This window comes from Stenotrophomonas sp. (assembly GCF_032103445.1).
Taxonomy (GTDB): Bacteria; Pseudomonadota; Gammaproteobacteria; order Xanthomonadales; family Xanthomonadaceae; genus Stenotrophomonas.
Genome location: NZ_DAMDFR010000006.1, coordinates 1 through 19,538, shown reverse-complemented (window position 1 = coordinate 19,538; position 19,538 = coordinate 1). Strand labels below are relative to the sequence as shown.

The window sequence follows — 19,538 nt, the reverse complement described above, 5'->3', positions numbered from 1 at the left end:
AGAACACCATGAAGAACCTGCTTACCGCACTCGCCCTGGGCGTTGCGACCGTGATCGCCCCCAGCGCCTTTGCTGAAACCCCGAAGCCCACCGTCGTGCTGGTGCACGGGGCCTTTGCCGATTCGTCCAGCTGGAACGGCGTGATCCGGATCCTGAAGAAGGACGGCTACCCGGTGCTGGCCGTGGCCAATCCGTTGCGTGGCGTTGCCAGCGATGGGGCTTACGTGGCCAACGCCCTGGACAGCATCAAGGGCCCGGTGGTGCTGGTCGGCCATTCCTATGGCGGCAGCGTGATCACGGAGGCGGCGCGGGACCACGCCAATGTCAAGGCGCTGGTGTACGTGAGCGCCTTCGCGCCCGCCGCGGGTGAGACTGCGGCTGGGTTGTCGGCCAAGTTCCCGGGTAGCACGTTGGGGCAGGCAATTGCGCCGCCGGTGAAGCTGACCACGGGTGGGAACGACCTGTACATCCTGCAGGACAAGTTCCACCATCAGTTTGCTGCGGACGTGCCGGAGGCGGAGGCTGCGTTGATGGCGGCTACTCAGCGGCCGATTACGGATGCTGCGCTGAACGAGGCATCTGGCAAGCCGGCGTGGACCTCGATCCCTAGCTGGTTTGTGTATGGCGACAAGGACCTGAACATTCCGCCGAAGGCGATTGCTTTCATGGCTGATCGTGCGCATTCGAACAAGACCGAGGTTGTTGCCGGGGCTTCGCACGTGGTTATGGTGTCGCACCCGGATGTTACGGCTCGGTTGATCGAGAGTGCAGCAAAGGGCGAGTGACGCGACGACATGCGCCCTTGTTGTTCTGCCACCTCAGGCTTACCATCCGAAGTGCTCGAAGTGCTACCGATTGGATTGAAATAGTCGGTAGCAAGCGGGCTGAATCAGATGATGTTGCAACGCAGGTTTAAAACTCACCCTTGAACAATAAGGAGAGCATCTGTGGGCATCAAGCCAGGTCCAAAGCGTATCGCGAAGTCAACCGGCAAGCCGGACAGGCGGCAGCGCGACAACAAAGAAATTCCCGGAAACACGCGCACCCTTAAGCCCCACAAGCACAAGAAGGGGGATTGAGTGCAGTGTCCGTTTAGATAGTAACTTGCAAGCCTCGATGTCGGCCAGCGCATCGGCCGACATCGGTACTCTCAAAGAGAAAGGTACTAGGTAGAGAGAATTCGAATCACAATGGTTGCCTCGCCGCCCAGATCGAGCCCCATGAAGGTTAGGTCTGCGATAAAGCTGGCAGACTGTTCAATCTCGGCGATTACGCGCGAATTGGCGCGACAAGCCGCTCCTGTATATTCCGCCAGTCTGGCGGCGCAACTCTATCGGTAGCGACGTAGCAGTTGCGTCCGCCATCGCAGGCCGCTTGAGGGTGGTGCACTATTCAGAAGGTGCGCGACCACCTAGTGTTGTGCCGGCGGTCGCCGGAGCAGAGACCAGAGAGGGGGCCGTGCAGAAACCGGGAACAATCTCGGGCAACTTGGGCGTCGTTGACGGGTGGCGTGTAAGATCGGTCTAGCAGGCGGCCCTTGACTCGCCTATGCTCATTCCCACCAAAAGAGCTGGCGCAAAGCCACTTAGCACTCAGGAGTTGGATTGTGATCACGGAATTGACCATAGATGGCGTCGCCAGTTACAAGTCCAAGTCTACTCTCTCGCCCTCCAATAAGACGTCTCTAATTTATGGACTTAATGGCGCGGGCAAGAGCACCATTTCTGAGTTTCTGTACAACCAAACCGATCCTCGGTTTGCTAAATGCAGTGTTAAAATCAAACAGCCATGTGAAATTTTGGTGTACAACCAAAGGTTCCTTAAAGACTACTTTTACGAAGAAGACAGTTTAAGGGGAATTTTCACCCTCTCTAAGGAGAACAAGGTTGCACTCCAGCAGATTGAAGCCGAGGCCAGAGAGCTGCAGAAGCACCTGGCCGCGCAGCAGGAGAATTCAAGGCTGGCCACTGGAAACGCGGCCAAACTAGGTCAAGAAGAGACCAAGGCAAGCGGAAAAGTATGGGAAATTAAGACGAAGTTCACAGGCGGGGATCGCGTTCTGGAGTTTTGCCTGGATAACCTTAAGAGAAAAGAGCTTCACTTCCAACACATTATAGGAATACCGCTTTCGGAAAATGCACCTAGCTATACGATAGACGACCTCAAGGCCGAGGCGTCCTCCATTGAAGGCGAGGGTGCAACTCCATTAGCGGCAATTCCGATCCTTTCGGCTGACTGGCTAACTATTGAAGGGGATCCCCTCTGGTCGAAGATCATAGTCGGCAGCCGAGAGGGTTCAGTTGCAGAATTCATCACTAAAGCTGGTAATTCTGACTGGGTGAAGCAAGGGCTCCAGTACATTTCAGTTGATGACGATCCTCAAGCCTGCCCGTTCTGCCAGGAAGAGACGATCACTAAAAATATCATCGACTCCATTCGCCAAGTCTTCGACGATGGCTATGATCAAGATGTTAAGAAACTGGAGTCAATCAAAGTCCGCTATGAGACGCTAACCTCCGCTCTGAGTCTCCAGGATATTTCGCAATCTGCGCTTGCCACAAAAAAAATGGTTGAGGACTGGAATATTGCCAGCGATGCCTTGAAAGCGTCAATTCGCGAGAATATTCTGCACATTGGCAACAAGATTAGAACCCCGGGCACGCCAGTTGTCCTCACCGACACTAAGTCCGCCGTTGACCTGGCCAATGATTTAATCGGCCGCCTGAACGTGTTGATCGAGGGGCATAACGACAGACTTGCGAACAAGAAGAAAACTCGGGAAGACCTAAGGTCGCGTTTTTGGGTGCTGATGCGCTGGAATTATGATCAGACGATCTCTGCCTACCGGCAATCAGCCTCAGATCTCAAAGATGAGGCGAACAGAATAAGTCAAGATGCTGCCAAGATCGAAGCTGATGTTACAGCCTCTAATGGCAAGCTTGCTGCCCTGAGAAGGCAGACAGTGAACATTGAAGATTCAATTGAAAGCATCAACGCTGGGCTGGTGGAGATTGGTATCGATGGATTCTCCGTAGTGCCATACGGGGAAGCTCTCTACCGGGTTTCCAGGGCTGGCGATCAAGCGAATGCATTTCACTCGCTGAGCGAGGGGGAGAAGACCGTTATTAGTTTTCTGTACTTTATGGAGCTTTGCAGAGGGCAGAGGACGGCCACTTCTGTGCCTCAGCCAAAAGTGGTCGTGATTGATGATCCCATCTCCAGCCTTTCTCACCTCTATGTGTTCAACATTGGGCAGCTGATCAAGAGATATTTCATTAATGACAAGGCATACGCGCAGGTACTTGTTCTCACCCATAGCCTCTATTTCTTCTACGAGCTGACTCACACTAACAAAGAAAAGCGAGCGGAGACGCAGAGCCTATTTAGAATTTTTAAGAATACAAGCGGAAGCACTGTGCTTCCAATGAAGTATGAGGAGATCCAGAATGACTACCAGTCCTATTGGTCAATAATAAGGGACCCGGCATCGCCGCCTGCACTGATTGCCAACTGCATGCGAAATATAGTCGAATACTTTTTCAATTTTGTCCAAAAAAGAGATTTCAATAACGTCTTCCAAAAACCCGCCCTGCAGAATGACAAATTCACGGCGTTCTACAGGTACATGAACCGAGAGTCTCACTCCTTGGGTCAAAACATTTTCGACATAAAGGAGTTTGATCACAATGTATTTAAGGAAGGTCTGAGGCTAATTTTTGAAGAGTGCGGGTACGCGGAACACTACCAAGCCATGAGCAAGTAGCTCCAGCGTGAGCAGACATTCTCAATGTGGCGAGTGCAGAGCATCCCCGCACGGTAATTCACTCAAGGATCACCGAATCTCAAAACACTGCTTAACCAACCTAGTATTGCGTCCAGATCGGCGTGCCTTCAATTATCGCTTTGAGCGTCAACGCCCTCACTAGATTTAGCATCCTCACCGTTCCGGGGAAGGTGGTGATTCAGCCCTCCCCAGGATTCCACTAATGCTTATTAGACACAGGCTTCAGCAAAATCCTCTGTTCGACGCTCCAGTGGATACAGATCATTGAAGAAGAACTCGGTTGAAATCTTCCCCAGCGCATTTCCAGGAGAGTCAAATACGGAATAGCTCTCGCAGTCCCCAAACATTGCCTGCGGCAACTGAAGGGAACAAAAATCGAGCTTTAGATCAGACTGCCCAATGGAAATTTGATTCTTGTAGCCAGCCATTCCTATTTCCCGCAAGGCGGGGCTAGGGCTCGTTAAAACATGTGAAGCGAACTTCTGCCCTTCGGCAAGAGAGTCATCTCGTAGCTTATCCATTTGGAGGCCCCACGCATGCACTGTGGATTCTAGTGCGTCCACCATGGAAACGCGGCTCTCGGCCGCACCCTTGGGAAGGGTGTGGACGAGAAGGTAATATAATATGCCGCCATCGCCCACAACTAAGCCCTGTCGAATGGCATCCTCGTATATCTTCGCATCCGGACCTTGGAATAGCGCCCCTATGATCGGCGACTTGGCTAAGAACTGATACCCCTTCCACGGGAAGTCCAGAACGAATCTGGAAAGCATTCCGGCTAGAACGTATCCCGATATGATGTCAGTACACTGTTGATAATTGGCAACCAAGTGCGCGCACACCGAGTACTCTGTGATGGTGTGATCGTAGAGATGGCGCAGCACGTTATCGTTCTGCCTCCGCTTTTCGACAATCGCCTCTGGCCCTGAAATCAAACTCAGCATTGAGTATCGGGACTGCAACTCCTGCGCCATCGCCGAAGTTTCAAGCAAGGACAACGTGGAAATGGGAGCACGAGCCAGACGTTTTCCTTCAGAATTGTAGAAACTACAGAAGAGAATGGGTGGGGCATTATCGAGATGCCCGCTGGACGTGAACCTTCGGCCAATTGTCACCTGGTAGCGCCACTCTAGCGTCCGAGGTGCCGTCCTTTCGATCGTCCTGTAGTAGAGCGGAATGCGAAGTCCCCTCAGATGGTCGTGGAGCGTCTTTAGGTGATGAAAATTGCCTTCCCTCATCCCCAATGCGGCGCGATAGGCGTTGTCGAGCAATGATAGGTGATAGAGACCCCAGCAAGTCGAAGTGGCGTCTATAAAATGGGTGTATTCGTGCGCAATCAACGGCATGATCGCGTCATGCATGATGAAGTCATCCATCGTCGGAGCGGTAGGCGAAACAGGCGTACTATTTCGCAAGCGCAGCCGTTCAAATGATCTCGGATCCACTGCATCTAGCGAAATGACAGTGGTGTAGAAATCGAAGCTGCCCGCTGTGTCTAATTGTAGGATCTTGCTGTATAAGCTCATCTCTTCCCTTGAGGTTCAGGATTGTATGGATTCTTCATCAGAGATATCAGGCTGGAGGCATCACCGACCGCATAACCAGCCCGTCGGAGCTGGCTAAGTCTGCACTTGGGAGCCATGCATTTGCTGCTTGCCCGGTCGTATTGATGCTTTCACTACATCGATTGTATTGACTGAGACCCATCGTCACATATCAACCGTACTGCATCTCTTGGCGGCTTGAAGGACCCTAAAGTTTGTGTCGGCGATACCCGTGAAGTCTTCAATCGGGCAGGGCGGGGGCCTCCGTGGGCCTACTGGTGCATCGCGTGGCCAGTTGGCTGTCCAGAAGCGCAGGTAGTTGCGCATGCGCACGGTGCAACCCTGGCGACCCCTCGCCTAACATGTGCGCCAACGACTTGGATTCAAGGCTTCGTATTGGAGTCGAACCAGGGAAATGGAGGATTGGGGGAGGGCGCACGTCAGGGATTGGACTGCTGTGCTTGGTCCACGGACATCTGACACAGTGCCCCCACGACCTTCGAGCGGCATTCATCCCCCAGCCTACGCGGCTCCGCGCACCTCGAATCAGGCGGCATCCATGATGGAGCACGTATTCGTGTTACCTCGAAGTCTTTTCATTTCAACAGTCTACAGACGCAGACCTCCAATCCCTAACAAGCTGAATAGGTGAGCGCCCAGGGGTAAATGTGTTACTTGTACGCTAGCTGCAGGTATTTTTGTTACTAGTTCAGCTTGGGGTCTGACAGGACTCTCGGATCGGTTGCACCCCCAGCCTTTCAGGAGTAGCGTCCAGAGCATGTCAGCGATGCTTACTGACGCTGCTTTCGGCAGCGATTCAGGCCCGCGTTGACCATGACGCACCACCGAGACCGAATGCATCTGCGTAGGTGCCCAGACCACTGCCCCCCGCAGAGAGGTCTATTTGGAGCACGCGAATGAGTGTTACGACCAAGGCCAGGCAACGCCGACTAGGTGTGAGGCAAGCTCGGACAAGCAACTCGGCTAACCTCTGGACGCTGCAGTCTCCTATGGCGGAGTGCCAGGTGACGCTGAGTGGTGACCTGAGGATGAAGCTCTTCTTCTATTGCGAAGGCGACGCAAGCGTCCGTGACGCAGAGTATCGCGAGCAACTGATACAGGTGTCTCTAGGCAGCGGCTCAATCTGCCTTGATGCGCTTACTACCCTGACTGATGGCTCTATTCAGGCTCGGATGATCGACGATGGATCGGACAGAGCCAGGCGAGATATCGAAGCACTGGGCACGGAGTTTGGATATTCAGTCTCCGTCTTGAGCACACGTGAGCTGGGTCAGGCCAAGATGAGGATCCGCAACTGGCAGGCGGCAATATCTGCCTTTCACCGGTGCCGCGGTTCGGATCTTACTTCTTTGGCAAAGGAAGTCGAATCGGCGGTTCGGCGACGCGGCAAGTTGACCTTAGGAGAGGTCATACGAGGACTTAACTCAAGGCACCCAGCAGCGGTGGTGGGAGCTGCGGTTCTTGCGCTGCGCGCTCGATCCATCGGCTCGGATATGGATGCACATCCATGGTCTGTGCACACAAGGCTGCTCAGGTGTGAACATGACCGCTCAATCTAAGTTCAACCGGAGAACGCTTCCGGCAAATCTTGCGAACTATCGTGAGTGGCCGGCTTGCGAAACCAATCAGTTGGACCCGGCTGATCTGGCGCTGTTTGAGCAAAGACGGAAAGCCTTAGTTGCGTACTTAGGCGGCGTCCGAACTGCCGAGATTGCCTCGCAATTCGGGATCGAGCGAACTGAAGTCTTGCGGTACCTCAATCGATGCGTGGCGGTCATGGACGATGGCCGCATTGCAGGTTGGGCCGGCCTCATCAAGGGATTTCGCACGCAAGCGCCAACGCGGATCAAGCCCGTAGGCGCGATGCCAAGCCAGTCATTCGGCGGCTATACGGGCGCTCTGTCAGCATTACTTGATTCGCAGCCCAATGTGCACCTCGCCCTGGACAAGTACCTCGCCACTGGCGTCACTCCAGACGGGGAAAAGCGGGGGCGGATCACCAACAAGGAGGCACATCAGATCTTTCTTAACCTCTGTCGTGATGCCGGGCTGGGCAAGAATCAATGGCCGTTCTGTGTCGGCCGGTATGGCAGAGAGGCAATCTGGGTTTACGTGAAGCAATTTTTCAATTCAAACCACGAGAAGGTTGCATCCCTGCAGTACGGCGAAGAGTGCCGGCAGCGCTCAAGGAGGCCGGGCAAACAACCCGAGGGGCCCATTGCCCTGGCGCCATTTGAGATAGTAGAGGCTGACGAGCATACGGCCGACATCATCTTTGCCGTGGGTGTGAATACTCCAAAGGGAATCAAGTACGTTCCCAGCCGTCGTATGACGCTTATCGTCATCGCCGATAGGTTCACCAACTTCATTCTGGGCTGGGACATCGTTGTCCGCCGGACAATTTCCAGCTCCGACTTCCTCAGGTGCATCGATCATGCGTCAGCTGGACAGTGCCTATCGAACCAGCTGCAACACGCACTGGAAGCCACTCTCTCAGTAGAAGCTGGCGATCCAGAATTGCGCCTTGGTTTTGGCAGCCTCTTTGTAGACAACGCGCTCGCGCACCTATCAGACACAGTAGCCGACAGGGTCAGAGCGGAAACTGGCGCTGCGATCTCGTTTGGCGCAATTAGGCGACCGAAACGCCGTTCGCTCGTCGAGCGAGTGTTTGGCTGGATGGCATCGAGTGTTTTTCAGCAATCACCAGCGACCACGGGAAACAGCCCAACGGACCCCCGGCGCAACCAGCCGGAACGTCAAGCGGTCAGGCATAAGGTGACCCTTGAAAAGCTGATGGAAGAAACGGCCAAGGCCGTTGCGCACTGGAACTCAACGCCTACAGAGGCCAACTACGGCAGCAGTCCCACTGACCAAATGCTTGAGTACTACGCCCCTGGCTCCGGTTGCTTGGCCCCACTGGGGCCGCCGCGTCCCGTGCTGACACCTCCGCTTCGAGTGGATGTGGCCTCAGCCACCGTCAGGGGGTCCCAGAAGAAGGGCAGACTGCCTCGTGTCAGCTACGCGAGCGTCGAGTACGGATCCCCCATCCTGGCCACGCGCTGGGATCTGATTGGGCAGGCGGTCACGCTCCATGCAGATCCCTACGACATCTCACGTGTTCATGCATATGTAGGTGACGGACGGGAGCTTGGTGAGCTCGTGCCACTGAGCGCGCGGTGGCGGTATCCGCACTCCCGAGAGCTCCGAAGACTGCTCAGATCCAAGATCGAAGGCGCTCGGGACGCGCCCTTTGCCGACATCGTTGGCGTGGAGCTTCAAGAATTAGCTCAGAAAGCCTTGGATACTTGCGCAAGAGCGCCCCGTACAACGCACGCGGCGACTGTCCTGGCCGAGGAGAAGAGGAAGGGGTACGCGCCGAGCAAGACGCCTACGAACGCCGGAAAGCGTGTCAATACGCAGACACTGGCGTCCCGTGTTCGCAAGTCTAGAGACATCGACTTCTCCATCATCGGAAAGTGAGGAGGTCAACAATGACGAGCCACGAGAGCATTGCCGCAATCCAGGCAACCTATCCATCATTACGGGATCGGCACCCCTTGCTCATGGCAGCGGCCATTCTTCCCACCGCGCCAGTCAAAGAGGTGGCTCGTCTGGTCTTTGATCGAGCGCAACGGTTTCGCTCCTCAATAGCATTCTGGGCGCACCCGTTGTGCGGCAAGTCCTCCTGCATCTCTGCGCTGGAAAAGCTGGCCCCTACCCAGTACCCGGGAGCGGCTTTTGTGATCTACGAGCCTTCGTCCAAGGACGTGGCCGCTGAGGGTGCTCTGATCGAAGATATGCTCTCCGCAATCGACTTCGAACCACGTGCATTGCGTTCCCTCGCGGGAAAGCGCGATCAGTTGCTGCGAGCCCTCTATGCCATGTCAGTCGCTGGCAGACACCTTTTTCTGGTGATTGACGAAGCGCAGAACCTGCACGTCAAGGACCTGGGCTGGCTCAAGCGCATGGTGAACTGGCTGAACACGCATGAGGTAAAGGTTACTGTCGTACTGTTCGGTCAGAGTCAGTTGTGCACGATGCATCAACGCTTCATGGCCGAGATGCCAGATCTGACCATCAGGTTCATGGCGGAGCTTGTTGAGTTCAGAAGTCTGCAAGATGCAGCAGATCTGCACGTGGTCCTTAAGTCATGTGATGACGAGACTGAGTACCCCCGTGGATCGGGCTGGTCCTATACACAGTACTTGTGGCCAAATGCACATGCCAATGGATTCCGCTTGGCGCGCAGCGCCACAGATTTGTACGACGCGTTTCGCTCTCAGTCCGGAGGTGCAGTTGACCAAGAGGGAATCAGCATGCAATGGGTGGCTGAGGCCCTGATGTTGGTGGGGCAGGATAGTGAGGGCAGCGATGCTGAAGGGATGAATATTTCGCGGGAAGTTTGGGAGCGCGCCATCGTTGACTCAGGCTATCGGAGCAGGACGCCTGCCGTGCTGGCTGCAACGGCAATCGGGAGAGGCCGCGCACGGAGGTCGCCGTGATTGCATGGAGTCGAGCTCTGATCGATGCCTACTGTTCCTCGTGGACCGTCATCCAGACGCTGGAACTATTCAACGGCTTCGATGCCAAGTGGATGAATGGTCGCCAGGACTGGTGCCTTCTGCTTTCGCGCTCCACCGTGTATCTCTCGGAGCAGAGGCTTGACGAGCAGCGCCCGCCCAACTGTTCGGAGCAGCTGCGCGATGTTCAGTCAGTCCTGGGTGAGCGAATCAGATGGTTGGATGCTGAAGCTCTTCGTTACTGTCCAGCTTGCATCCAAGTTGGGAGACACTACCAGTATCAACAAGATGACCGATTTGTTCGCTGCGTCCTGCATCGAGTGAGATTGAAGACCGGCTGCCCGTCCTGTGGAATTGCTTTGGACACGAAAGGGACTCTGGTGCACGGATTCACATGTAAATCATGCGGGAGCACCTTGCTGGAGTCCGACGTTTCCGGTGAATTGACCGCTCGCAAGGCTGCGTCATACGCGCGAACCCTAGACAAATTGCACCAGTGGCTCAGGACCGCGAATGACTCGCTCGCCGGTTGCCAGAGGGCTCACAGCGGTCTAACGACAATACGCTGGAACGGGAATCACGCTGTGAGCAACGCAGGCAGTTACTGGTACGCACTGATCCAGCTCCCGAACACGATGGTACGCAACGCGCTGTTGCCAACACCAACCTCCTTCACGCAGCGGCCAAAGACCGCACTCTTGCTACCCCTTCCTGCCGATGATCACGAGACTGCCATCAGGCCGTACGAGGAGCTTCTTAGGTGCATTGCACGTCAAATTAGGCGCACCTATCTCAGGGGACACTCCAGCTGCCGAGTCCATGCCATGAGAACAGTAGGCGGCGGCCGCACTCAGCGAAACAGATGGGCTCCAGTGACTCTAAGGCCGCACCTATGCTGTAGAGGCCAGGCATACGCCGTATGGCTACTGCAGCGGCGCGAGGAGCTTCGCGAGATCTCCGAGCGGATGAGCGTGTCTCGCATGGATCGTCTCCTTGGGCATCGACGCTCTGAGGTCCCTATGCGGTTGCCAGATCTGCACGCAACGGCGTCCAGTTACATAAGCTCGTTTGAGGCGTGGATTGCAAACCTTGCCCGTCTACATTCACTGATCGACCGTTCCAACAGGCAATCGGTGCTGTATGAGCAATTCCGCTGTTCTCCGAACTGGGCGCTGCATCAGCCGGGTGCCAGCAAAAGCTGCCCTATTCACCTGCGTCTGGACCAACAGAAGAACCGTGCTTATTGCGACAGGGGCCGCGTTCGACAGGAGGATCTAGCGTATGTCATCGCTCTGGGGCGAGAAAGGGAGCGGATTCTCAATCGGGTCGATAAGATGCGCGATGACCCCACGGACATCACGCCAGACATCCTTCTCTGAGTGTGCCAGGCGGCCCTGACGCTAGATCGCCGGCGGCTGCATGAAGAACCACGTTGCCGGTCGCGTCGTTCGATACTATCTGACGAGTAGGCGAACTGACTTTGAGATGCTCCAGTACCTCAATCTAAGGGCTGAGGGTCACTGGCAGAACTGACGGGAAACCCGCGCGCATTGCGTTACCACGCCAGCAACAGCGACCAATCCGCAAAACTGCGGCCATCAAGCATTCCTGGCATGCGGGCCTCAACGTCCAGCCAGGCCAAGCGGTGGTGACGCGGACCTCTCGTGAGGGAGGGGGGGGCGTGCGCGTGGCATACTTTTGTACCGCAGGCGCCAGCGTGAGGAATCTACCTCATGCGCCCGATACTTCCCAAACCTGTTGAGTGCCCCCGTTGCTATTCGCGGGGCGTCAACGATCGACCTGCTCAGGTCAGTGGGATTTCATTCCCACGCGGTACGCTTTCAATCGACAACTGGCACAGAGGTTTGCTTGAGCGTGTTTAGCCAATCGTTTTGCAGGCTGGCGTGCGCTGTGCGCGGGGCGTGTTCCTCACTGACGGCGCGAGAGAGCTCCAGCAGCTCCTGCGCGAGCACCGCCGCGGCATCCAATTTGACCTGGGTGTCAAATACCCTGCGCGATCCATCTGGGGTCTGAAGCGTCTTCGCGTAAGCAGGATTGGCGACCAGATACACGAAGTAGTCGGTCGTTGCTGCGAGGATGCTGAGTTCCTTAACGATACCCGCCTGCAGAGTTCCAGCAGCAGCGTTCCACAGTGCAGAGGCAATGTCATAGCTGCTGATTTCAACTTTCTTTCCGTCGCTGATGGCGTCCGCCTTCAGTGTCTTGCAAAGCCTAATGGCCTTTTTAAGCCCGCCCCACGTTTCGTCATCACGTTCGCGCAGGCGTCGCAGATACAGGAAGGGCAGGTTGTGGATCAACTGACGCGCAGGCTTGTCGAGGATGTTGACGCCCCGGAAGTCCTCGGACTGTGTCCGCTGATACTCGGCGGTGTCATTCCATGAAGCTGGCACAACATCAACTTCGCGACGCAGAGATCCACCCGACAGCCGGATGGCCTTGGCACCTGTGCAGTCGACTTCCGCCGCCGGATAGGCGTCCTTCAGCGCCGCCTCCAGTCGGTGACGCAGATCGAGCAATGTATCGACGGCTGACGGCAGGTACGGGTTACGGTAGTGCCCAGCCAGCGCCAAGACCCCCGTCGCATCGTAGTGATGGAACCGCTGCTCCAGAACCAGGAAGTCGACATCACTGACGCCGCGGATATGAATGTTGCCCGGAACGGAGCCCTGCAGACGGAACGTACAGCTCAGCCCATCGCGGTCCAATCGCGTTGCAATTTGCGCTTGCACACGCTCGGCCTCGGCAACACTCAGGGCGGTGTAGCTGGCGGCTACTGCTTGCATGGCGCCCAGTGCATAGCGCGTATGGTACCCACTACTGCGTTTCTGATAGGTCTCGCTCAGGTGCGCGCGTGCCTCAAACCCGGAGGCGGAGTCGAAGATGACTGAGCTCCGATCGAAGCCATGGCGCCGCGCGTCAAGCGCACGCAAACGTTTGTTGATGTCCGCACTCATGGTGTCGTGGTTTCCTTTCGGGTCAGGGTGAGGGTTCCGTAGGTGTAGCGGCCGTGGCCGTTGAAGTACTCACCGGTGGCAGCGGTCAGGTCGGCGCGGAACAGCAGTTCTGCGCAGCCGCGATGCCCCTTGAGTTCAGGCTCGCCGATGCCCGGGTCGTTGCGATAGTTGTAGAGGACGCGGTAGCCATCTGTGCAGTCATAAATCAGCGCTGCCGACAGGCTTTTGGAGACGGACTGGCGCGTTCTGAGGCGAATCTGGATCTTGTCCCAGCTCTGTGCAATTTCGACCTCGCCTTCCCATGCCAGGAGGGGGCGATCGTCAGAAGCATGCAGGCTTTGCCCGTGGCAGACCCATGTGCCAGAAAGATTGGGAACGCGCAGCCACCTAGAAAGGCGCGGTATCCGCCACATCCACCGGTCAAAGAGCGCGTACAGCAGTAGATAGATCGAGCCGGCGGTGATCGGCCAGAGCACCAGTCGCGGCATTTCCACACCGAAATCCACAACCAATGCCACAACTAGGCCGGCCAAGGCGCTCACTGCCGCGGCCAGCCCGACAGAGGCCCCCATTACCCACTTGCCGACATTGGCACGGTTGAAGCCGCCCAAGACAGCGTACTCATGTTCCATAGACCGATCTCCGACGATGAGGGGAGCAGGGCACCGCGATTGCGAGTGCGAGGCGCCCGCACCCAACCGGGTGGGAAACGCCGCGAATGCCCCCCCGGTGCCAGAGCAGAGTCCGCTCAGGTGGCATGGGGGGGGGCTGCTATGGCGCAGATTCGAAAGGCTGCCGTCTTAGAACGGATCCGGCCCCAAGCCCGAACGCGCGCTTTCGTTCAGCACGGTGCCGTCGCGCCGCTTGATCGGGGCGCTCGGAGCGAGCTCTTTCAGACGCCGCGCTGCGCGCACCGCGTTGTACTCGCTCGCATACCCTTCCCCGGAGTCCGCAATCTTGCGACCGTTGCTGGCATAGAACGTCCACCGCCATTCGCCGGCGCGGTCCTGGTAAATCTCAATACGCATGAACACTTCTCCTCTTCTGGATGGAACGCGCCACGTCCTTCCCCCGCAGCCCGGAGGCAGCTCAAGGGTGGGTAGCGCGCTTTCGAAGCAGGGCCGCACATCACCCGCATACATACTATCCGTGTAGTTTGTATGCGTGTCAAGTTTCTGTACGGATGCTATCGTTAGACATCCCAAAACCGAGGCGTCCATGTCTTCAGAAACCCATTCGCTGCGTTGGGGGCAAGCGCGGCGTATAGCCTTCATCGATCTTCGATTGCAATACGACGGTCGCTTGAATCGCCGCGATCTCATTGATTTTTTTGGCATATCCGTCCCCCAGGCGTCCTCTGACCTAGCTGAGTACGTCAAGATCGCGCCAGGCAACATGGAGTACGACCCGAGTGCGCGGGCCTACCGTGCGCAGCCAGGCTTTCTGCCGGTCAGCGGCCGCGCGACGTCCAGCCAGTACCTATTCGAGTTGTATGGCCTGGAGCGCGGCCTGCTGACACGAGATGAGAGCTTCATCGGCTATGTGCCGTTGACCGGCATTGTCGGCACCCCTGCGCGCCCGATTGCGGCAACGGAGATCTCCACGTGGGTGCGAGCCATCCGCGACGGCGACAGGTTAGAGGGCCGTTACCAGTCCATGGACGAGGACGCGCCCCTCAGCCTGACCATCTCCCCGCATGCGCTTGGCTACGATGGCCTCAGATGGCACGTCCGGGCTTACTGCCACACCCGCTTAATGTTCCGGGATTTCGCCATCGGGCGCTTCGAGATCCACACGATCCATGCCGACTCCCCCGCAATCGATCCAAGCAACGACATTGGCTGGTTCACGGAGGTCGGGGTTCAGCTAATCCCGCACCCCGCGCTGACGCCCAACCAGCGGGCGGCGGTGGCCCGGGACTATGCGATGCAGGATGACGTGCTGATTCTTCCCTGCCGAAAAGCAATGCTGTTCTACACGCTGCGCCACCTGAATCTCGATTCGCTGGAGATTCACCCCGATGCGGCTCGGCAGCATGTCATCGTGGGGAACCCCGACGAAGTCGCCCAATGGATGCGCGAAGATCGTCAGGGCCTGTCTGTGGGCGGCTGAGCTAGGTCAAGGCATTGGTCAGATGCGTAGGCAAATGGCCTACGACCACCCTGCGATTGAGCTCATCGACGTAGCAGTAGATCCGCAGGCAGCGGAGCGGATCGTGGGCGTTACTACCTGCAACATGCATGTCCATGGTGTAGGTCGACCCGCCTACGATGCCTCGATACTCACCCAAGTGGCGGGCTGCAATAACACCAACGCCGGACAACCGCAGTCGATTCTCTTTCAGGAATTCCTCCCACTCGTCGCGCGCTTGGCGACGACTCGCTTCGTCGTCTGCCCAGCGTGATCGCCAGTAGCTTTCAGACAGTTGTTCCAGACAGGCATATATCAGCGCGGTCTCGCTATGGGCCACGCGGCTGGCAGAGCGGAGCGTTTTTTCCGGGAAGACCACCCGAGGCCGCAGCGAGATTGCCCACTCCGCGAGCCCCTCCAGTGTGGCCGGAGGTGCGGCCCGCTCTGTTGTCGGCTCATCAGTGGGAGCTGCAGATCCCAGCCGCAGTTGTGCGCTGTGCAGGCGCCGCTTGAGCTCGACTATCTCATCGGTCGTTGTTTGCAGATCGTGCAGGGCGGAGTCTCGGTCTGCGACCGCAGCGTTTCGCTCGTCTTCGGCCACTTGCAGCAACTCTTCATAGTCCCTGACTTCCCTGGAAATCAAAGCCCGAATGTCTTCAGCGGTTGGAACTGGCGGAGGAAGAACGGCGTCGTTGAGTGCCGAGTCTTTCCCGTTGCTCAACGCACGCAACCTGGCTTCGGCTATGGCGTTCCGAATGTCTCGAAACGCAGGAACCTCAGGGCGGTGCCGAGCTTGGAGAGTCAACTCACGTAGCTGCTCCAGTCCCTGTCCCTTGCTTATGTCGACGTGTGCCCTGGTACCGCCAGCCTTTTGAAACACATGGACCGTGCTCGGAGCCAGCGCACCGTAATGGGTAGCATATTGGGCCCACATCGCCGGCTCAACGACATACATTCTGGCCAGAGCCTGCAGCGGCTTGATCAGCTCAAAGCGAGCGGCTACTACCCACAGAGGTGCGTCGCGACCGCTGTCTTGGACGGCGGCAAGCAGGCGCGACATACCCTCCTCATCACGGACGAATGTAGGGGCTCCAGCGGGCGCACCAGCGATACCCAGCCCAGGCGAGCGGGCCCATTCACGGACAATAGCTGGAACCGTCCTAGAGGGTGCCGGAAGGGACACCAGGTCTCGTGCGCTTAGGCGAACGCCCACCATGCCGCCGACGCCCCCCATCCCCGCGAGGACAGTGGCCTCCATCCTCCACCACCGGGTTGGGTGAGTCGTGTCAGGGTGATCCAGCCGGAAAGCAAAGATGCCTTCACCCGATTCCAATTGAAGCGTGACGCCTTGGCGCTCAATCTCGTGTGCCCCTTCTCGCCATGTCTTGGGCAGGCTCAGTCCCATTCGAGCCTCTAGCCAACTGAGAGCCGACGTCACCGCATCGAGATGGGCCGACTCTTTGTCCACCAAGGCCCACTCGGAAGCCAACAGTGCGTGGTCTGACAAATCAAAGCGCAGGACGCGCTGTGAATTGCCAAACTTAACCGCGCCCACCCGTCTGCGAGACTGAGCGTTGCTTGCTCGCGGCACTGCCATGACAGGCGCAGCAGCATTCGCCTCGATCACAAGATCAACCGCTTCAATGCCCTCGATCTCTACCGCTGCACTCGGCGGAGGCGGCCTGTCTCGCGCAATCAAAGGAACGGGGTGCCGCGTCAGCAGCCCATCGATCGTTGCGCGGAAAGCTGCTCGGAGTGGGGCCGCGGGACTTGGAGCCCGCCGCTTCGAAAGCGACGATACCAGTTCAGGAATAGCAGCCGCGACGCGCGATTGCTCCACCTTAGGCAGAGATCGCCAGCACTCTCGGGCGAGCCGTATCCATTTCTGCGCGAGCGCAGGCCGATCATTCGCCCACTGCCTGGCTGCAAAAGCGGCGCCGAAGATCCGCGTTAAAGATCGCTCCAAGCTTGCGTCCGCTTGACCGGAGGGGCCAATATCCGAGGAAGCCAGCCAAAGCGCGATGGGGAGCGGAGATTTGCCGTGACGCGCCGAGTCGGTGACCACTTCCCATAGCCAACCCGGATCGATGGTGTCGTCACCGAAACTCAGGCCACTAGCATGACGGGCGCAAGCCTCGAGATTGTCTAGAAACAAGACATCGACAAATCCCTCTGCCGATTCGACATTGCTGGGGCCCAGCACGACCACTTGAAGGCCGGACTGAACGTCGATCGCCAGTCTGCTGCCGTGACTATCTGCGTACGTTCGCTGGAGCTCAAAATCTCCGTCGGCCTTGGCGATTGAATCGGCGCCGAGCTGCAGCGCACTTTCAAGTGAGCGCGATGTCGCATCTGTGGCAGCTTGCGCTTCCGCCGGCTTACCAGACCATAGCTCGATCTCACCGCTCTCTGCGGGAGGAGGGAGGGCGTCTCCTAAATCGGAGGAGGCCTCGATCTGAGCCTGAATCCAGGCCTCTACCTCAGCAGTTGCGCTCCTGAACATGTGGCCTTCACACATTGCGCGGACGCACCAGGCGAAGGCCGCCGGGCTGGCATAGGCAGTGCCGTTGATGCCACGAAAGTGGGCCGCCAGAATGGAAATGCCATAGCGATTGCCCTTGAGGGCCAATTGCCTGGCGACCTCAAGATGCTCACTAAGTGTTAGGCGAACAGCTTGGCGAGCCGTGACTAAACTGGCCGATGAGGTGCGGTAGACGCGTCCATCCTCTTCGTCGGCGACGAGCACGGTGTGATCACTCAGCGTGCCCAAAACCACTGCAGTTCGCAGCGATCTGCGCAAACCGACATGTCGGCCAGCCCTAGGGTGGGGGCCTTGATGGTAGCCATAGAGCGGGAGAACCAATCCGACCGTCTGTTCGTCCGGCGCGAGCTTCGCCTGTTCCGGCGCGGCTGCAGTCTTGCCACAGCTCTCATCTGCTTCCTGCATATCAGCGCAACCCACACTTCCCCCAAAAATGTGACCGACGCCCCATCATACCTGCCACGACACGGCGCAACACGCTTGGGATCATTGCAATGGCGATGGCAGGACAGTGCATAGCGCCAGAGTTGCCTCAATGGGCCGCCCAGCTACGGCCAGTTAAACGTCGTCCAACAGGCGTGCCGCTGGATTGCATTGCGCTCCACCCGATTGGTAGTAGCCGGTTACGCTCGCAACGGAGCGATGATCGGTCATGGCCATCAGCGCAGGCAGTGCCACGCCCTGCCTGGCGCCCTCGGTAACGAAGCCCGAGCGCAGGCTATGCCCGCCGAAGTCTCCGTCTAGACCGGCCTGCTTAGCGCGGCGCTGGATGATCAGTGCAATGGCGCGATCACTCAGTGCCGGACCCACCCGCGTCCCCCACACGCGACGGAACAGCGCCCCTTCGGTGAGCTTGGCCGCCTCCAGCCAGGCCTGCAATGCCACGGCGGCCGCGCCCACGAGCGGCTTATCGGGGCTGCCGCCGACCTTGGGGCCATCCTGCAGCGTCTTGCCCTGATCCAGCCGATAGACGAATCCGCCCTCGGGCAGCGGGCGCAGGTGCGCCAACGTCGCCGCGGCGACTTCGCTGCGACGGCGGCCGCCGCTGGCAAAGGCAAAGCAGAGCAGGGCGCGGTCACGCTGGCCGGCCAGGTCGTTTCCGCAGGTGGCCAGCAGCGCCTGCAACTCGATCCGGGTAATGGCCGCCTTCTTCTGCGGGCGTTCGCCACGCTTGTGCGCGCTGCGGCGGGCGCTGGCCAGCAGCTGACGCACCTCGGCGCTGTCGATGGGATTGGCCAGTTGCTGCAGTTGGTGGACCTTGCTCAGCACCGAGACGCGATGGGTGAGGGTGGCCAATCGCCAGGGTCCGGGGCGCCTCTTCAATCGGGCCGCCACCAGCGCCTTGTCCAGTGCGGCCGGCAACTCCCAGCGCACGCCCTCAGCGGTGTCGCGGGCCACGTGGTCGACGATGAATTGCACCACCGTTGCCGCCGGCAGCGGCAGCTGCAGCGGCCGGCCGTAACGACCCTGGCACCAACCGGCCCAGTAGCGCAGCGCGGTGCGGTAGCTGCGGGTGGTGTTGGCGCTGCGCGCAGCAGCCAAAATCTGCTCAGCGGCGGTGGCGGCCTGAGCCGACAACCGGGACGGGTCGGGCAGGGTGGGGAGCTGATCGACGGTCAATGAAGTGACGACTTTCATATGTACTATGTGATCCTCACTACAGATTCGGTGTCGTTGTTCCGATAATTCTACATTATCGGAAGTAGCGGCCCCCACCCGCCGTTTCATTGACCGGAGACTCCCATGGCCCGCGGCCTGACCGAACTGGATGTCCATAACGCCGCCGATGACCTCGTCGCCGGCGGCGAGCGCCCCACGGTGGAGCGCATCCGCGCCCACCTGGGCACCGGCTCGCCCAATACCGTGACCCGTCACTTGGACACCTGGTGGTCAAGCGTGGGAACACGCCTGCGCCAACGCGCCCGCGAGGCGGCCCAACCCGACGTGCCGGCCGCGGTGCTGACCCTGGCCCAGCGCTGCTGGGCCGCCGCCCTGGAAGGGGCGGGGGAGCATGCCCGAGCG

12 protein-coding genes are annotated in these 19,538 nt (G+C 58.2%); 6 read left to right on the top strand and 6 right to left on the bottom strand.

Annotated features, from left to right (window positions below):
- Positions 1–8: 8 nt before the first annotated feature.
- Positions 9–785, top strand: a complete 777-nt coding sequence (locus RT551_RS03805) for an alpha/beta hydrolase (protein ID WP_313455785.1) — start codon at positions 9–11, stop codon at positions 783–785.
- Positions 786–1,606: 821 nt separating this feature from the next.
- Positions 1,607–3,763 carry an AAA family ATPase gene (locus RT551_RS03800; protein WP_313455783.1) on the top strand — a complete coding sequence of 719 codons (2,157 nt, stop codon included), beginning with the start codon at positions 1,607–1,609 and terminating at the stop codon, positions 3,761–3,763.
- Between the two features lie 230 nt (positions 3,764–3,993).
- Here RT551_RS03800 and RT551_RS03795 read toward each other — a convergent pair whose 3' ends face one another.
- Entirely contained in the window at positions 3,994–5,310 is a 1,317-nt protein-coding gene (locus tag RT551_RS03795; RefSeq protein WP_313455782.1) for a hypothetical protein, read from the bottom strand.
- Between the two features lie 1,575 nt (positions 5,311–6,885).
- On the opposite strand from RT551_RS03795, the gene RT551_RS03790 reads away from it, so the two are divergent.
- Together RT551_RS03790 and RT551_RS03785 are read left to right on the top strand one after the other, a co-directional pair.
- Positions 6,886–8,829 carry a hypothetical protein gene (locus tag RT551_RS03790; RefSeq protein WP_139103664.1) on the top strand — a complete coding sequence of 648 codons (1,944 nt, stop codon included), beginning with the start codon at positions 6,886–6,888 and terminating at the stop codon, positions 8,827–8,829.
- Positions 8,830–8,840: 11 nt separating this feature from the next.
- Positions 8,841–9,851 carry an ATP-binding protein gene (locus RT551_RS03785; protein WP_012480243.1) on the top strand — a complete coding sequence of 337 codons (1,011 nt, stop codon included), beginning with the start codon at positions 8,841–8,843 and terminating at the stop codon, positions 9,849–9,851.
- Between the two features lie 1,859 nt (positions 9,852–11,710).
- On the opposite strand, the gene RT551_RS03780 is transcribed toward RT551_RS03785, so the two are convergent.
- From RT551_RS03780 to RT551_RS03770, 3 genes are all read right to left on the bottom strand, one after another.
- Positions 11,711–12,844 (bottom strand): hypothetical protein, encoded by a 1,134-nt coding sequence (locus RT551_RS03780; protein ID WP_049441530.1) that lies wholly within the window; start codon positions 12,842–12,844, stop codon positions 11,711–11,713.
- Complete coding sequence (locus RT551_RS03775) at positions 12,841–13,476, bottom strand: hypothetical protein (RefSeq protein ID WP_012480241.1); 636 nt, start codon at positions 13,474–13,476, stop codon at positions 12,841–12,843. Before RT551_RS03775 ends, RT551_RS03780 begins: the two co-directional genes overlap by 4 nt.
- A gap of 168 nt (positions 13,477–13,644) precedes the next feature.
- Positions 13,645–13,872, bottom strand: coding sequence for a DUF1508 domain-containing protein (locus tag RT551_RS03770; protein WP_049886009.1), 228 nt, complete (start codon positions 13,870–13,872; stop codon positions 13,645–13,647).
- 190 nt (positions 13,873–14,062) lie between these two features.
- Between RT551_RS03770 and RT551_RS03765 the strand changes: the two genes are divergently transcribed.
- A complete protein-coding gene (locus RT551_RS03765; protein ID WP_044570182.1) occupies positions 14,063–14,956 on the top strand; it encodes a WYL domain-containing protein in 894 nt (297 codons plus the stop codon).
- 1 nt (position 14,957) lies between these two features.
- Here the strand turns inward: RT551_RS03765 and RT551_RS03760 are convergent, their stop codons facing one another.
- A complete protein-coding gene (locus RT551_RS03760) occupies positions 14,958–17,921 on the bottom strand; it encodes a hypothetical protein (protein ID WP_012480239.1) in 2,964 nt (987 codons plus the stop codon).
- 153 nt (positions 17,922–18,074) lie between these two features.
- On the bottom strand, positions 18,075–19,154 hold the full coding sequence (locus RT551_RS03755) for a site-specific integrase (RefSeq protein WP_313455778.1): 1,080 nt from the start codon (positions 19,152–19,154) through the stop codon (positions 18,075–18,077).
- A gap of 105 nt (positions 19,155–19,259) precedes the next feature.
- Between RT551_RS03755 and RT551_RS03750 the strand changes: the two genes are divergently transcribed.
- Positions 19,260–19,538 (top strand): DNA-binding protein (locus RT551_RS03750; RefSeq protein WP_313455777.1); only part of this gene is annotated, 279 nt, incomplete at its 3' end.

What these genes read in the sequence shown, in the direction of transcription:
- RT551_RS03795 (WP_313455782.1), bottom strand. Translation starts at nt 5,310, where the DNA reads ATGAGCTTATACAGCAAGATCCTACAATTAGACACAGCGGGCAGCTTC.
- RT551_RS03780 (WP_049441530.1), bottom strand. Translation starts at nt 12,844, where the DNA reads ATGAGTGCGGACATCAACAAACGTTTGCGTGCGCTTGACGCGCGGCGC.
- RT551_RS03765 (WP_044570182.1), top strand. Translation starts at nt 14,063, where the DNA reads ATGTCTTCAGAAACCCATTCGCTGCGTTGGGGGCAAGCGCGGCGTATA.
- RT551_RS03770 (WP_049886009.1), bottom strand. Translation starts at nt 13,872, where the DNA reads ATGCGTATTGAGATTTACCAGGACCGCGCCGGCGAATGGCGGTGGACG.
- RT551_RS03805 (WP_313455785.1), top strand. Translation starts at nt 9, where the DNA reads ATGAAGAACCTGCTTACCGCACTCGCCCTGGGCGTTGCGACCGTGATC.
- RT551_RS03755 (WP_313455778.1), bottom strand. Translation starts at nt 19,154, where the DNA reads ATGAAAGTCGTCACTTCATTGACCGTCGATCAGCTCCCCACCCTGCCC.
- RT551_RS03785 (WP_012480243.1), top strand. Translation starts at nt 8,841, where the DNA reads ATGACGAGCCACGAGAGCATTGCCGCAATCCAGGCAACCTATCCATCA.
- RT551_RS03775 (WP_012480241.1), bottom strand. Translation starts at nt 13,476, where the DNA reads ATGGAACATGAGTACGCTGTCTTGGGCGGCTTCAACCGTGCCAATGTC.
- RT551_RS03760 (WP_012480239.1), bottom strand. Translation starts at nt 17,921, where the DNA reads ATGCAGGAAGCAGATGAGAGCTGTGGCAAGACTGCAGCCGCGCCGGAA.